Source organism: Sphingomonas guangdongensis, from assembly GCF_900199185.1.
Lineage (GTDB): Bacteria > Pseudomonadota > Alphaproteobacteria > Sphingomonadales > Sphingomonadaceae > Sphingomonas > Sphingomonas guangdongensis.
In genome coordinates this window covers 88,201-102,343 of sequence record NZ_OBMI01000002.1, presented here as the reverse complement: position 1 = coordinate 102,343, position 14,143 = coordinate 88,201, and the positions used below count along the sequence as shown (strand labels likewise).

17 protein-coding genes are annotated in these 14,143 nt (G+C 70.8%); 12 read left to right on the top strand and 5 right to left on the bottom strand.

The genetic code is table 11. The features are described from left to right. Positions 1–11 precede the first annotated feature (11 nt). The 8 genes from CRO12_RS07565 to CRO12_RS17690 are packed head-to-tail and all read left to right on the top strand — an operon-like array spanning position 12 to position 4,874. Positions 12–314, top strand: coding sequence for a hypothetical protein (locus CRO12_RS07565; protein ID WP_245858320.1), 303 nt, complete (start codon positions 12–14; stop codon positions 312–314). Between the two features lie 2 nt (positions 315–316). Then, complete coding sequence (locus CRO12_RS17940) at positions 317–709, top strand: hypothetical protein (RefSeq protein WP_179640922.1); 393 nt, start codon at positions 317–319, stop codon at positions 707–709. 28 nt (positions 710–737) lie between these two features. After that, positions 738–1,460 (top strand): type III secretion system inner membrane ring lipoprotein SctJ, encoded by a 723-nt coding sequence (gene sctJ / locus CRO12_RS07555; RefSeq protein WP_245858318.1) that lies wholly within the window; start codon positions 738–740, stop codon positions 1,458–1,460. Next, complete coding sequence (locus CRO12_RS07550; protein ID WP_097063469.1) at positions 1,457–1,909, top strand: hypothetical protein; 453 nt, start codon at positions 1,457–1,459, stop codon at positions 1,907–1,909. Before sctJ ends, CRO12_RS07550 begins: the two co-directional genes overlap by 4 nt. Next, positions 1,906–2,496 (top strand): hypothetical protein, encoded by a 591-nt coding sequence (locus tag CRO12_RS07545; RefSeq protein WP_097063468.1) that lies wholly within the window; start codon positions 1,906–1,908, stop codon positions 2,494–2,496. The genes CRO12_RS07550 and CRO12_RS07545 overlap by 4 nt, the downstream gene beginning before the upstream one ends. After that, a complete protein-coding gene (locus tag CRO12_RS07540; RefSeq protein WP_245858316.1) occupies positions 2,493–3,812 on the top strand; it encodes a FliI/YscN family ATPase in 1,320 nt (439 codons plus the stop codon). The genes CRO12_RS07545 and CRO12_RS07540 overlap by 4 nt, the downstream gene beginning before the upstream one ends. Continuing rightward, positions 3,805–4,251 (top strand): hypothetical protein, encoded by a 447-nt coding sequence (locus tag CRO12_RS07535; protein ID WP_097063467.1) that lies wholly within the window; start codon positions 3,805–3,807, stop codon positions 4,249–4,251. The genes CRO12_RS07540 and CRO12_RS07535 overlap by 8 nt, the downstream gene beginning before the upstream one ends. Further along, positions 4,248–4,874 (top strand): hypothetical protein, encoded by a 627-nt coding sequence (locus CRO12_RS17690; RefSeq protein WP_144033559.1) that lies wholly within the window; start codon positions 4,248–4,250, stop codon positions 4,872–4,874. Before CRO12_RS07535 ends, CRO12_RS17690 begins: the two co-directional genes overlap by 4 nt. Here CRO12_RS17690 and CRO12_RS07530 read toward each other — a convergent pair. Next, on the bottom strand, positions 4,766–5,704 hold the full coding sequence (locus CRO12_RS07530) for a DUF1521 domain-containing protein (protein WP_097063466.1): 939 nt from the start codon (positions 5,702–5,704) through the stop codon (positions 4,766–4,768). The two genes, CRO12_RS17690 and CRO12_RS07530, sit on opposite strands and share 109 nt — an antisense overlap. Beyond that, positions 5,701–6,159, bottom strand: a complete 459-nt coding sequence (locus CRO12_RS07525; RefSeq protein WP_097063465.1) for a hypothetical protein — start codon at positions 6,157–6,159, stop codon at positions 5,701–5,703. Before CRO12_RS07525 ends, CRO12_RS07530 begins: the two co-directional genes overlap by 4 nt. Before the next feature lie 268 nt (positions 6,160–6,427). Here CRO12_RS07525 and CRO12_RS07520 point away from each other — a divergent pair, with 268 nt between their 5' ends. The 3 genes from CRO12_RS07520 to CRO12_RS07510 all read left to right on the top strand — a co-directional run bounded on the left by CRO12_RS07520 (position 6,428) and on the right by CRO12_RS07510 (position 8,825). Beyond that, on the top strand, positions 6,428–7,033 hold the full coding sequence (locus CRO12_RS07520; protein WP_144033557.1) for a hypothetical protein: 606 nt from the start codon (positions 6,428–6,430) through the stop codon (positions 7,031–7,033). Between the two features lie 96 nt (positions 7,034–7,129). Beyond that, complete coding sequence (locus tag CRO12_RS07515; RefSeq protein ID WP_097063463.1) at positions 7,130–7,888, top strand: DUF6683 family protein; 759 nt, start codon at positions 7,130–7,132, stop codon at positions 7,886–7,888. A 22-nt stretch (positions 7,889–7,910) separates the two neighbouring features. Further along, complete coding sequence (locus tag CRO12_RS07510; protein WP_144033556.1) at positions 7,911–8,825, top strand: DUF6683 family protein; 915 nt, start codon at positions 7,911–7,913, stop codon at positions 8,823–8,825. A 96-nt stretch (positions 8,826–8,921) separates the two neighbouring features. Here CRO12_RS07510 and CRO12_RS07505 read toward each other — a convergent pair whose 3' ends face one another. From CRO12_RS07505 to CRO12_RS07495, 3 genes are read right to left on the bottom strand one after another with little or no spacing between them, the layout of a single operon-like run. Further along, positions 8,922–9,863 carry an alpha/beta hydrolase gene (locus tag CRO12_RS07505; protein ID WP_097063461.1) on the bottom strand — a complete coding sequence of 314 codons (942 nt, stop codon included), beginning with the start codon at positions 9,861–9,863 and terminating at the stop codon, positions 8,922–8,924. Then, a complete protein-coding gene (locus CRO12_RS07500; RefSeq protein ID WP_097063460.1) occupies positions 9,863–10,891 on the bottom strand; it encodes a glycoside hydrolase family 43 protein in 1,029 nt (342 codons plus the stop codon). Before CRO12_RS07500 ends, CRO12_RS07505 begins: the two co-directional genes overlap by 1 nt. A 4-nt stretch (positions 10,892–10,895) precedes the next feature. After that, positions 10,896–12,200 carry a sugar MFS transporter gene (locus CRO12_RS07495; protein ID WP_097063459.1) on the bottom strand — a complete coding sequence of 435 codons (1,305 nt, stop codon included), beginning with the start codon at positions 12,198–12,200 and terminating at the stop codon, positions 10,896–10,898. Positions 12,201–12,345: 145 nt separating this feature from the next. Between CRO12_RS07495 and CRO12_RS07490 the strand changes: the two genes are divergently transcribed. Next, positions 12,346–14,136, top strand: coding sequence for an IlvD/Edd family dehydratase (locus tag CRO12_RS07490; RefSeq protein WP_097063458.1), 1,791 nt, complete (start codon positions 12,346–12,348; stop codon positions 14,134–14,136). The last annotated feature ends 7 nt before the right edge of the window (positions 14,137–14,143 follow it).

Below are 14,143 nucleotides of genomic sequence, written 5' to 3'. Positions count from 1 at the left end.
GTGTGACGACCATGACCGATCCCATCAGCAGCATGAATGCCGGCCTGACCGCCGCCGCGATGACCAACCCGGTCCGCCCGCGCGGCTCCAACTGGTTCGAGGCGTTCGCCACCGCCTGGGGCTCCGCGCTCGACGGCCAGGCCGCCAAGATCGAGGCGCAGTCCGACCTGATCGGCCCGGGCGGCCAGGACAATCCGTCCGAGATCACGAAGCTGACCGCCGAATCGATGCGGATGGGCTTCATGGCGAACAGCTCGCACACCTCGCTCGACAGCGTGTCCAAGGCGCTGGAGACGATGGCGCGGAAGGGCTGATCGTGAGCATCGAGGCAATCGCCGCGCAGGCGGCGGGAGCGGCGGGCGGCGCGGGTGCCGTTTCCGTCACCGATCTCGGGCCCGCGGGCGGTGCCGATCCCGCCGCGGCCGGTCGCTTCGACGCGGCGATGGAGCGGGCGGGCGGTGCCCCGACGGCCGATCTGCCGCCGGCGGTGCAGGGCCTGTTCCGCACGCTCGATTCGATCAACGTCCAGGCGGGCAACGTGTCCAACTACGCCCGCACGGCGGAGGCGAGCGGCGGCCAGTTGACCCCCGGCGAAATGGTGCAGCTGACCATGCAGTGTCAGCAGTTCATGTTCGAGTGCCAGCTGACGTCCAACATCGCGAACCGGAGCTCCGATGGCATCCAGCAGCTCTTCAAGCAGCAGGGCTAGGCCGCTGACCCGCTCCCTTCGCTGCGGCGTGGGGGCGCTCGCGCTGCTCGTCGCCGCGTGCAGCGGGCAGGAGATCCACACCGGGCTGACCGAGCGCGAGGCGAACGAGATCGTCGCCGTGCTCGGCACCGCCGGCGTGACCGCCAGCAAGGATGCGGGCGAGAAGGAGACGTGGAGCGTTTCCGTGCCGCAGGGCGACTTCGCCAAGGCGGTGGAGGTGCTGCGGGCGAACGGCCTGCCGCGCGAGAACTTCGAGTCGCTCGGCACCGTGTTCAAGAAGGAGGGGTTCACCTCCTCCCCGCTGTCGGAACGCGCGCGCCTGATCTACGGCCTCAGCCAGGAACTCAGCCGCACCATTTCCGACATCGACGGGGTGGTGCAGGCGCGGGTGCACGTCACCATGCCCGAGCCGCATCCCCTCAGTCGCGAGGCGGCGCCGGCGTCGGCATCCGTGTTCGTGAAGTACCGCCCCGGCTTCGATCTCCGCAACCAGACGGGCGCGATCAAGTCGCTGGTCACGAACGGAGTGGAGGGGTTGACCTACGACCGGGTCAGCGTCGTCATGCTGCCCGCCCGGCCGCTGCCGGTTCCGGCCGAGGCGGGCTGGAGCGGGATCGCAGGCACGGTCGCGGCGGTGCTCGCCGGGCTGGCCGCGCTGATCGCGGCCGTGGTGCTCGCGCGGACGCTGCCCGGTCGGCTCCGCAAGCGACGTGCGGCCGGCACCGCCGTCACCCCGACCCATCTCGGATGAGCCGCTTCGTCGCGCAGCTAGAACGGCGGGCTGCGATCGTCGCCGCGCCGGGCACGCGGGCGGCGCGGCTCGCGGTCCGACTGGAGGGCGGGACACTCCGGCATTTCGACGATCTGGCGCGGGTGCCGGTCTGGCGGCTGCATGACAGCGAAGCGGTCGCGCGTATCGCCCTCGTCGCGGGGCTGCTCCACCACCGACCCGCGATCGACGCCGAGTTGAGCGGTACGCGGCTCGCGCCGCTCGCGCACGCGTGCGGCGAAGCGCTGTTCGACCGGGCGTGCAACGGTGATCCGCCGCCGAGCGACCACTGCGCCGCGGTGAGCGCGGGCGTGCCGCCGCTCGAGGCACTGCGCGCGACCGGCCACGCCTTGCTGGCGCGCACCGACGATCCGCCCGCCCGCGCACTGGTCGCCCGCGCGGCGGCGCTGGTGGAGGCGGTGGTGCCGTGACCTTTCACCTGACGATCGGCGAGAATGTCGCGCTGCTCGGCGGAACGAGCGCCCGGATCGCGGCGAGCGAGCGCGAAGCCTTCGCGACCGCGCACGATCTGCTAGCCCGCACGCGGGAGCACGCCGCGCGGTTGGCGGACGAGGTCGCTGCCGCGACTGCGCAGGGTCGTGCGGCCGGGTGGCAGGACGCCGACGCGCGCGCGGGCGCAGAGATCGCGGCGCAGGTGGCCGCACTCGCCGCCGGGCTGGCCGCGGAAGCCGCGCAGCGCCGACGCGAGATCGCGAACGCGGCCTTCGCCGGCGCTCGCGCGATCATCGGTGCGCTCGACCCCGAGGAGGCGGGCATGCGCCTAGCCGTCCACGCGCTCTCGCAGCTGCCCGCCGACGAGGCCGTGGTGGTCGCCTGCTCGCCGGCCATCGCCGCGCAAGTGGAGGCGGCGCTCGCCGGGCGCAGCGGCGTCACCGTCCGCGCCCGGCCGGAGCTCGGCGCGCTGGAAGTCGAGCTGCTGACCGGGGCCGGTCGCGTGGTCGCGAGCCTCGACGTCCAGCTCGCCGCGCTTGCCGAGCGCTGGGGGGTCGCCCTGTGAAGCTGATCGACGCACCCGGCGGACTGCTATCGGCGCTCGCGCAGGCACCGCTCACCGAGCAGCGCGGGCGCCTGGTGGGTGCGGTCGGCACCACCATCCGCGCCCGCGGCCTGCGCGGCCGGATCGGCGACACGGTGGAGATCGTCGATGCGGAGCGCGGCACGCCGCTGATGGCGGAGATCGTCGGTCTCGCCGACGGCGAGCTGCTGCTGACCCCGCTTGGCGAGCTGCGCGGCCTGTCCCCGACGGCCGAGGTCGTGCTGCGCCCGAGCAACAGCCTGGTCCCGATCGGCCCCGCGCTGCTCGGCCGGGTGGTCGACGCGCACTGCCGCCCGCTTGACGGTCGCGGCGCGATCGCACGCGACCAGGTACGCGCGCTCGACGCACGCGCGCCCGATCCAATGACCCGCGCGCCGGTAGACCAGGTGCTCGAGACCGGAGTTCGCGCGATCGACGGGCTGCTGACGCTCGGCCGCGGGCAGCGCGTCGGGGTGTTCGCGGGCGCAGGTGGCGGCAAGTCGACTCTGCTCGCGATGCTGGCCCGCCAGACCCGCGCCGACGCGATCGTCATCGCGCTGATCGGCGAGCGCGGGCGCGAGGTGCGCGAGTTCGTGGAGGAGGTGCTCGGGCCGGAGGGGCTCGCCCGCTCCACCATCGTGGTCGCGACCTCCGACCGCCCGGCGATGGAGCGCGTCCGCGCCGCGCAGGTCGCGACCGCGATCGCGGAAGGGTTGCGCGACCAGGGCCGGCACGTCCTGCTCCTGATGGACAGCGTCACCCGCTACGCCCGTGCGCTCCGCGAGATCGGGCTGGCGGCGGGCGAACCGGCGGTGCGGCGCGGCTTTCCCCCCTCCGTCTTCGCCGAGCTGCCGCGGCTGTTCGAGCGCGCGGGGAACGGCGTGGTCGGCGGGATCACCGGCATCTACACCGTGCTGCTCGAGGAGGAGGACGGCGATCCGATCGGCGAGGAGGTCCGCTCGCTGCTCGACGGCCACATCCACCTGTCGCGGGCGCTCGGCGCGCGCGGCCACTATCCCGCGGTCGATATCGGGGGCAGCCTGTCGCGGCTGTTCCCAACGCTCGCCTCCGCCACCCAGGCGCAGGCCGCGCGGCGGGTGCGGGCGATGCTCGCCAAGCTCGCCGACATCGAGCTGCTGCTCCAACTCGGCGAATATCGCGCCGGGCAGGACCGCCTGGCCGATGTGGCGATCGCCCAGCGCGAGGCGATTGACAGCTTCCTGCGGCAGGACGCCGGCACGGCGACGCCCTATTCGACCACCGTCGCGATGCTGCGGGGCCTCGATCCCGATGGCTGACCCGCGCCAGCTTGCCCAGCTGCACCGGATCGCGCAGATCAGGCGCGATCGCGGCGCCGTCGCGCTCGCCGACGCCGGGCAGGCGCGGGCGGCGGAAGACGCTGCCCTGGCGCGCGTCGCGGCGGCCGAGCAGGCGGCGCTCGCCGCCGCCGATGCCGCGATCCGCGCCTTTGCCGACGATCCCGCCTGTGCGCAGGCCCAGCTGTGGCGTCGGATCGCGCGTGACCGCGCGGGCACGGCGGCGCAACTGACGCGCGAGCAGGGCCGCCGCCGCGACGGCGCGGTCGCCGCCCAGGATCACGCCCGCGCGGCGCTGCTCCAGGCGGAGGTCCGGGTCGATCAGGCCGCGGTCCGAGCGACGGCCGCCCGCCGTGCCGCCTCAACCCGCTTGGAGGAACGCGCGGCTGAGGACCTCTTCGTGCCGGGACGCAAGCCATGACGACGACCGCCGCCGCCAGCGACACGCCCGCTTCGCCGCGCTCGCCACAGACGGGAGGCCCAGCACTCCTGACGCGCGCCGTCGCCGCCCTGCCCCGCGAGGGTGCTGCCAAACCGGCGGCGTCAGGCGAGGCGACTGCTCGGGCATTCCGCGCACTGCTCGGCAGCAAGGACGAGCCGACCGCGCCCGCCGACCGCTCGGACGATCAACCGCGCGGTGCCCTCATTGGGGCTGCAACCTCCCTGCCACTGACGATCGCTGCCGCCGCGCCGGTCAGCGAGAGCGGCGCGCTCCAGCTCGATCCCGCGGCTGCGGAAGCCGTCGGCAAGCTCGCGAACGCCGTGGCAGCGGCGCTGGCGCAGGGCCGGGAGCCCGTCATCACCATCCAGTTCAACGATCCCGCCGCGCTCAGCCAGGGAGCGGTGCTGATCCGCGAGGTGAGCGGCGCGCTCACGGTCCGGCTGGAGGGCGTGGCCGCGGCCGCGCTCGCGCTGCCGCCGCGCGCGCTGGAGGATCAGTTGCGGGTCGCGCTCGACCGGCGAAGGGTGAGGCTCGGGCGGCTCGAGTGGGGTGCCGCGGCGGATGCGGTCTCATCGACGGCAGGACGCAGCGAGTCGAGGTAGATCTGGCGCAGGGCAAGCGCCTTCGCCTCCGCCCGGCGCGTGCTGTCCTCCCGCTCCAGATCGGGCGGCGCCTGGCGCGCGGTGGCCTGGTTGGCCCAGCTTCCCGCCATCCAAGACAGCAGCCGTCCCTGCTCCCGGCTGCTGAGCGGCGGCAAGGCCAGCTCCGCCGCTGTGTCCGGCAGGTTCGCAGTTAGCCAGGCCGCGTCCGCCACCATGTTTGTCGCTTCCCGCACCCAGCCGGCGGCCGCCGCATCCTGCTGCAGCACCACGCCGTCCGGCGTATCGAACTCGACCGCCCACCCGTCCAGCGAGGTTTGCACGTCCAGCGCCGCACTGACGATCACCGCGGCACTCTCCCGCGTGACGGTGAGCGTTTCCAGCGCGTACAGCCAGGCATTGTCCGGCTGCTGGCGTGTCGTGGCGGTGATGACCGCGCCGTTGTCGAGCGCAAAGGTCAGCGATCCCCAGAAGCGCACGGCGTCGTCGCCGGCGATCAGCGACACGGCGGCCTCATCACCCCACAGCGTGGTCAACAGTCCCGTTCGTGCATTGCTGAGCAGCACGGACGCGCGCGCGCGGTCGACGTCGAGCAGGTAGCCGTCGCCCAGCTCGATAACGACGGACGTCGTTCCCGCCTGTCGGATGATCAGCAGCGTGGTGTCCGATGCGTTCGGATCCTCCAGCACCGTGACGGTGAGGTCGGGCACGACCGCGAGCGCCAGCACGGACGCATCCAGCGCTTCGCTCGCCGCGGCGAGCACGACGCCGTCTGCCGAAACTGCGCCAGCGCCGGTCGCCTGCACCGGGGCGGACTCGACGGAACCGATCATCGCCGGTCGGACGCGACCAGCGTGGTCGTCCGATCGATCGATCGCAGCGCCGCGTCGATCGTCTCCGCCCCCTGCACCTCTCCTTCCGCCTCGCCGATCGCGGCGTCGATGCGGCCGAGCGAGCGGCTCTCCGGCCGCGCCCCGATCAGGCTCGCGCTCTCGGTCACGAACTCGCCGAGCGACCGGGTCAGCCGCCCCTCGTCCACGGCGCCGCCGCCCAGATCGCGGTTGAGCGCGCGCGCGGTTCCGTTCACGTCATAGGAGTCGATGTCCGGGCGGTGCTGCTGCCGCGAGCGATCCTCACCCAGCAGGTCGAGCTCCTGGCTGAAGGTGGCCGCCACCTTGCCGGCCAGTCCGCGCATGGCCGCCCCCGCCCGTGTACGGCTGCTGCCGCCCCCCTCGATCCGGACGGCGGTGACGCCGGTCAGGCGACTGGAACTGGCGGGGCCGATCATCCGTGACGTTGTCCTGCGCTGCGCAACCGGCGGGCTGCCGGTCTGACCGGATGCAATAGCCGATCGAGCGCGCCCGCGCGCCCCGTAATTCGTGGAGGCGTGCCTGCGCGTTTCGCCGACCCTCCTCCACGAAACGCGGAGGGTCGGGCAGGACGGCAACGGGTACTTAACCACTCGAGAGACGGACGGCGGCGGGATGGTCCCGGGGCAGGCGTCAATCTCGTCGGATCAATGCAGGAGACGGACAATGGGTGTTCTCGGCGGAATCTTGAAGTCGGTTGTTAACCCGATCTCGCTTGCTCAGCTGGCCATGGGTCCGGCCGGTTGGGCGTCGCTGGCGCTGAAGACGCTCGGCAGTGCGATCGGTCAGCAGCTCATCCAGCAGCTCGGGCAGCAGCTCGGCCTGCCGCAGAGCGTCATCGGCCTGGCGCAGAACGCGTTCGGCGCGGCGACCGGCACCAGCGGCGGTCCGCTGTCGATCGGCGAGGCGGTGTCGCAGCTCGCCAGCCAGTTCAACCTCTCGCCTGCGCAGCAGGGCCAGCTCGAGCGGTCGGCGACGCAGGACTACACCAACCTGCTGCGCGACCTGATCGGCTCGGACGAGTTCAAGGCGGCCAAGACCGGCGGCAGCGGCAAGGGCTTCCTGGAGCGCATCGCGGTCGCGCTCGGCAAGATGCTCGACGAGAAGATGAACAAGGTCGCGTCGCTCGCCGACCAGATCGGCCAGCAGGGCAGCGCCAACCAGTCGAAGCTCGGCGAGCTGAACGGCAAGATGGCCGCCGCTTCGCAGGAAGTGAGCATCCTGTCGCAGGCGCTGAACACCACAATCAAGACGATCGGTGAAGCCCAGTCGACCATCGCGCGCAAGGGTTGACCCTCTTTTCAATACCTTGATAGGGCGCACGCGAACCATCGCGTGCGCCCTTCTGGCGTCCGGCCGTGGCGCACGAACCCCTCGTGGAGGCAAGCCATGCACCTCATCATCCGTCTGGCCATCGCCGCGATCATGCTGCTGCCCTGCACGCCGGCGTCCGCCGCGATCTTCAGCTGGTCCGACAATCACTTCCAGGGCGCCGTCAACGGCATGATCACGAACCAGATCGCGATCACGCAAGGCGCCCTCGCCAACTCGGCCAACACCAGGGCGCGGCGGCAGCCCGGCGTTCCGTCGGCCCTCCAGTCGGCGCCGCGACCAACGGCCGCGAGCAGGGCCGCCGCGACGTACCGGGTGTCACTCGAGCGCCGCCGCGCAAACCTGGCCCGGTTCATCGCGAAGAGCCGCAAGGTCGATCCGAAGGGCGCCGCGGCGATGGCCCAGCTGACCGCGTCCAAGGACATCATCGCCGAGATCGGAACCGCGCTCAGGCCCTACGGACTGCGCGTCGACGACGTCGCCGATGCGTACACGATGTGGTGGATGGACGCGTGGGACGCGGCGCATGGCAGGCAGAGCTCGCCCGATCGCGGCCAGTACCAGGCCGTGCGTGCGCAGGCGCTGCAGGCGATCACCACGACGCCGGAGTTCGCGCGGGCCGACGACGCCGCCAAGCAGGAATATGCCGAGGCCCTGCTGGTGCAGGCCGCCATGATAGAAGCGATGATCGAGAAATACGGAAGCGATCCGGCGATGGCCCGAAAGATCGCGGCGTCCGTGCGTCAGGGCGCTCGCGCGTCGGGGCTGAACCTCGACGCGATGACGCTGACGCCAACCGGATTCGTGTTGCGGTAGCCGCGACGTCGATGCTTTGCCGGTGAAGACGCAGGGCGAGCAGACTGTTGCCGCAGCCAAGTTGTTCGTGACGGAGGAAGGTTACATGCGCCACCGCATCGTTTCTACCACGGCCGCCCTCATCGCCATGTCCGCCCTGCCCGCCGCCGCGCAGGACCTGATGATGGGCGGCATCAATCAGAGCTGGACCAGCACGCAGCTGCTGCTCAATTCGGAGAAGAAGGCCTGGGCCGCGCCCGAGTGCGTCGACGAGCGCAAGTGGTCGACCGACTGCAAGGCGTCGCGCCCGCAGCCGAACCGCCGCGCGCCGCAGCCGACCAAGCCTGACGACGCCGCTCGCGCGCGACCGTCGGTGGCGGCGGCCGATCCCGCGTCGCTCAGCTTCCGCCCCTCGCCCGAGCGTCGCAAGCGGAACCTGGCGCAGTTCGTCGCCAAGACCCGCGCCACCGATCCGCGGGGCGCGGCCGAGCTGGAGAAGTTCGTCGCCGACGACCTGATCGGGGTCGTCGGCACACGTATAGCGCCGTTCGGCCTGCGCACGGACAATGTCGCGGATGCGATGGCGCTCTACGTCATGGAAGCGTGGGAGTTCATCAACGACAGGCAGACGCCGACCACCCGCGCCCGCGCGATGGCCGTCCGCGGCCAGATCGCGCGCTCGATCCTCGCCATGCCGGCGATCGCTGAGGCGAGCGATGCCGCGAAGCAGGAAACGGCGGACGCGCTGCTGGTTCAGGCCGCGATGGTCGCCAACGGTGCCGCGATCGTGCAGCGGGACGGCGACCGCAAGCAGATCGAGGCGTGGCGCGCGGCGGTGTACCAGGGGTCCAAGGCGACGCTCGGCTTCGACCTAAAGACCATCGTCATCACCGAAGAGGGCATGTTCCCGAAGAAGGTGGTCGGCGCGGTGCCGGGGGCGGAAGCGGCCGGCGAGTAGATCCGGCGCGTTGCCGCCACGTGCGCGGCTTCGGTACCAGCGGGTTCGTCAGGACCGACGGCTGACGTGATCGACGGCAGCCGCCAGCCTGTCCGCTCAGTTGCCGGTGGCGCTCGCCGCAGCCGGCTTCAGATAGCCGTGCATGTCCATCCAGCGCGCAAAGGCGTCGAACCAGCCGGTGCTGGTGGTCGTCTTCTGATACATGCCGAAGCCGTGGCCGCCCTGTTCGTAGAGGTGGAACTCGACCGGGCGCTTGGCGGCGCGCCAGCTTTCGATCAGCCCGAAGTTGCCGCTGCCGAACAGCGGATCGTCGGCGGCGAGCGCGACGAACATCGGCGGCGCGTCGGCGGGCGCGTCCATCGCCGACAGCGGGCCATAGACGTTGCCGATGAAGGCGGGCTTCGCGTCCTGTCCCGCGACCGTCGTCGCCATGGTCAGCATCGCGCCCGCCGAGAAGCCGACCATGCCGATCCGCTGCGGATCGACTCGCCATTCCCGCGCGCGTGAGCGTACCAGCGCGAACGCCGCGCGCGCGTCGGCGATCTGGGGCCCGATCTGCGCGATCTGCTGCATCGGCGACGGGCGCTGCGGGCGGGCGGCACCGGCGAACATCTGCGCCATCGACTGCTCGAACGCGGGCATCCCGGCGGGCGTCTGGTTCAGGCGGTACTTGAGCACGAAGGCCGCCACCCCGCGCGCGGCGAGCGCACGGGCGACGTCCCACCCTTCGTTCTGCATCGACAGCGTGCGGAACCCGCCGCCCGGCGCCACGATCACTGCGCTGCCGGTCGCCTTCGCCGGATCGGGCAGGAAGGGCGTGAGCGTCGCGACCGTCACGTTGCGCGCGAACACGCTGCCGTACTGGCTGTGCCAGGATTCGCGCACCGGCGCGTTCGGCAGTTCGCCGGTATTGAGCGTGATCGCGTCCGGCTGCGCGGGGATCGCGATCGGGGTCATGCGATCGTTCTGCGCATGGGCGGACGGGATGGTCGCGCAGGCAACAAGGCCGGTTGCGAGCAGGCGAAGGATCGGGCTCATCACTGTGCTCCGGTGCGGGGGGAAGCGGGCGGCGGCGGGGCGGTGACGCCGGCGTCGGTCTGGGCAACGGGCAGCATCAGCCCGGTCTTGTCGTAGCGCAGGTGCTCCACCGTCACCGCGCGGCGTCCGATCGAGCCGTTCAGCTCACCGATCGTCAGCGCGGCATTGTGGAGGAACAGGTACCAGTTGCCCTTGAACTCGGCGATGCCGGCATGGATCGTGAAGCTGTACTTGCCCGATCCGGTCAGCTCGCCGCGGTACGTCCATGGTCCGGTGATTGCCGGCGCGGTCGAATAGGAGATCTTCTCGTCGCGATGCTTGCTGCGGTCGAGCGAGGCATAGGTGAGATAGTAGAGCTTGCCGCGCTTGTGCAGCCACGGCCCCTCCTCGAAATGCGGCGGTGTGATCTCGGTGATCGGGCCGTCGATCTCGATCATGTTGGGCTTCAGCTTGGCGATGTACGCCTGGCGGTTGCCCCACGCGATCCAGGTCGTCCCGTCGTCGTCGGTGAAGACGGTGGGATCGATGTCCTCCCAGCTGTGCGTGCCCTTGGGCGTCATCTGGTTGGTGATCAGCGCCGATCCCTTGGCATCGCGGAACGGGCCGGTCGGGGAATCGGCAACGGCGACGGCGATCGCCTTGCCCGGGTGCGTGTCGTCGTGCTCGACCGCGGCGTAGAACCAGAACTTGCCGTTCTTCTGAATCGCCTGGCTCGCCCAGGCGTCTGCCTTGGCCCACTTGAAATCGGCGACGCGCATGATCGGACCGTGATCGGTCCAGTGGCGCATGTCGGTGGTCGAATAGACCATCCACTCGCGCATGTTGAACATCTGATCGCGGACCGCCTCGTCATGCCCGACATAGAGGTACAGCCGATCGCCGACGACGAGCGGCGCGGGATCGGCGGTGAACTTGTCGCGGATGATGGGGTTGGAGCCGGGCGCGGGCGCCTGCTGCGCGCCTGTCGTGCCCGGCAGCAGCGCCAGCGACGCCGCGAGGAGGAGGAGGAGGAGGGACGAGCGACGCATCGGCTCAGCCCTCCACCGGCGGCAGTGCGCCGGTCGGGCGCGAGCCCCAGAGCGCGTAAAACAGGATATATAGCTCGCACGCAGCGGTCAGCAGGAAGGAGAGTTGCAGCCCGACCTGATCGGCGAGCCAGCCGTGCACCACCACCAGCGCACCGCCCGCGATCGCCATGATCAGCAGCCCCGACCCCTCCTCCGTCAGCGGCCCCAGCCCGCGAATGCCGAGCGTGAAGATCGTCGGGAACATGATGGAGTGGCCGAGCCCGACCAGGATCAGCGCCCACATCGCGGCTCGCCCGCTCGCCACCACCGCGATCATCACCGCGATGAAGGCGAACACGGCGAAGGCGGCGAGCACGCGGTCGGCGGCGATCCGCTGCATCAGGAACGCGCCCGCGAACCGCCCGATCATCATCCCGCCCCACAGCAGCGACAGGTAGAAGCCCGCGCGCTCCGCCGTGACGCCCGCGATGTCGGGCTGGATCACGAAGTTGACGAACAGGTTGGCGACGCCGATCTCCGCGATCAGGTAGATGAAGATCGCGGGCACGCCGAACACCAGGTTGCGGTGCGACCAGAGCGAGTGCTTGCGGCGTTCCTCCCGCGCGACCCGGCTGGTCGCCGATCCCATCGCCGGCAGCGGGAAACGCGCGATTACCACCGCCAGCAGCACCAGCACGCCGGCAACGATCAAATAGGGGAGCTGCACCGACTGCGCGTCGGCCAGCCGCTCCGACGGGGTCATCTGCGCGGCGCCGGTCAGGCTGGTCCCCGACTGCGAACGGCCGAGGATCAGATAGGCGCCGAACAGCGGCGCCAGCGTGGTGCCGAGCGAGTTGAACGCCTGCACGAGGTTCAGCCGCGCCGACGACGTCTCCGGCGGGCCGACCACCGCGACGTAAGGATTGGCCGCAACCTGGAGCAGAGTGATCCCGCTCGCGATCACGAAGAGCGAGAACAGCGTGACGTTGTAAGACGGGATGCGTGCCGCCGGAATCATGCCGAGCGCGCCGACCGCCATCACCGCCAGCCCGATCACGATCGAGCGCTGATAGCCGATCCGCTCGATCAGCTTGGCCGCGGGCCAGGCCGCGACGCCGTAGGCGATGAACCAGACGAACTCGATCAGCGTCGTCTGCGTGTAGTTGAGGTCGAACACGTTGCGTAAATGCGGCAGCAGCGTCCCGTTGATGACGGTGATGAAGCCCCACATGAAGAACAGGCTGGCGAGCAGGGTCAGCGCGGGGCGGTAGCTGCCCGGCGCGGCGGTTCCGACGCTTGCCGCGGTTCCGCCTGTTGGTGCCACCGCCATCCCCGATCCTCCACTGTGACGGCAAACGGCTTGCCCTTTTTTTGTCGGAGTATATGGGTCGGCAAAGACCGTCAATCCTCCGGCGACGGGCCCGGACCCGCGCGCGGGCCAGGTGACCTTCCCGCCTCCGCACCACAGGCCCGCCATGACCGACACACCGCCGCTACGCTCCCGCGCCTGGTTCGACAATCCCGACAACATCGACATGACCGCGCTGTATCTGGAGCGCTACCTCAACTTCGGCCTCAGCCTGGAGGAGCTGCGCTCGGGCAAGCCGATCATCGGCATCGCGCAGACCGGATCGGATCTGAGCCCGTGCAACCGCCACCACCTGGTGCTGGCGGAGCGCGTGCGCGAGGGCATCCGCGAGGCGGGCGGGATCGCGATCGAGTTCCCGGTCCACCCGATCCAGGAGACGGGCAAGCGGCCGACGGCCGGGCTCGACCGCAACCTCGCCTATCTGGCGCTGGTGGAAGTGCTCTACGGCTATCCGCTTGACGGCGTCGTGCTGACGATCGGGTGCGACAAAACGACGCCCGCCTGCCTGATGGCGGCGGCGACCGTGAACATCCCGGCGATTGCCCTGTCGGTCGGGCCGATGCTGAACGGCTGGCACAAGGGCGAGCGGACCGGATCGGGCACCATCGTTTGGAAGGCGCGCGAGATGCTCGCCGCCGGCGAGATCGACGGCGACGCCTTTATCCGCTTGGTCGCGTCCTCCGCGCCGTCGACCGGCTACTGCAACACGATGGGCACGGCGACCACGATGAACAGCCTGGCGGAGGCGCTCGGCATGTCGCTGCCCGGGTCAGCGGCGATCCCCGCCCCCTACCGCGACCGGCAGGAGGTCGCCTATCTCACCGGCAAGCGGATCGTCGACATGGTGGCGGAGGACCTGAAGCCGTCCGACCTGCTGACGCGCGCGGCGTTCCACAACGCGATCCGGGTCAACACCGCGATCGGCGGATCGACCAACGCCCCCATCCACCTGGCGGCGATCGCGCGCCACGTGGGACTGGAGCTGCCGATCGACGACTGGCAGGCGGTCGGCCACGACGTGCCGCTGCTGGTCAACCTCCAGCCCGCCGGCGAGTATCTGGGCGAGGACTATTATCGTGCCGGCGGCGTGCCGGCGGTGGTCAACCAGCTGATGGGGCGCGGGCTGATCCACGAAGAGGCGCTGACGGCCAACGGCCGAACGATCGGCGATAATTGCCGTAGCGCCGCGATCGAGGACGAGCGGGTGATCCGCCCGTTCGACACGCCGATTCGCGAGGCGGCGGGCTTCCTGGTGCTGCGCGGCAACTTGTTCGATTCTGCCATCATGAAAACCAGCGTGATCTCGCCCGAGTTCCGCGAGCGCTACCTGTCCGACCCGGCCGATCCGGATGCTTTCGAGGGGCCGGTGGTCGTGTTCGACGGGCCAGAGGACTATCACGCCCGGATCGACGATCCTGCGCTCGGCATTACCACCGACACGCTGCTGATCATGCGCGGGGCGGGCCCGATCGGCTATCCGGGCGCGGCGGAGGTCGTGAACATGCGCCCGCCCGCGCAGCTGATCGCGCAAGGGGTCCACAGCCTGCCGTGCCTGGGCGACGGGCGTCAGTCGGGGACGAGCGGCAGCCCGTCGATCCTCAACGCCTCTCCGGAGGCCGCGGCGATGGGCGGGCTGGCGCTGCTCCAGAACGGAGACCGGGTGCGGATCGATCTGCGCGAGGGCACCGCGGACATGCTGGTCGCCGACGACGAGCTCGCCCGCCGCCGCGCGGCGCTGACCGCCGCGGGCGGCTATGCCTATCCCGCGTCGCAGACGCCCTGGCAGGAGATCCAGCGCAGCCTGGTCGGCCAGATGGAAACCGGCGCGATCCTGGAGGGGGCGGAGGCGTATCAGCGCATCGCCCAGACCCGCGGCCTGCCGCGCGACAACCATTGATCAGAGA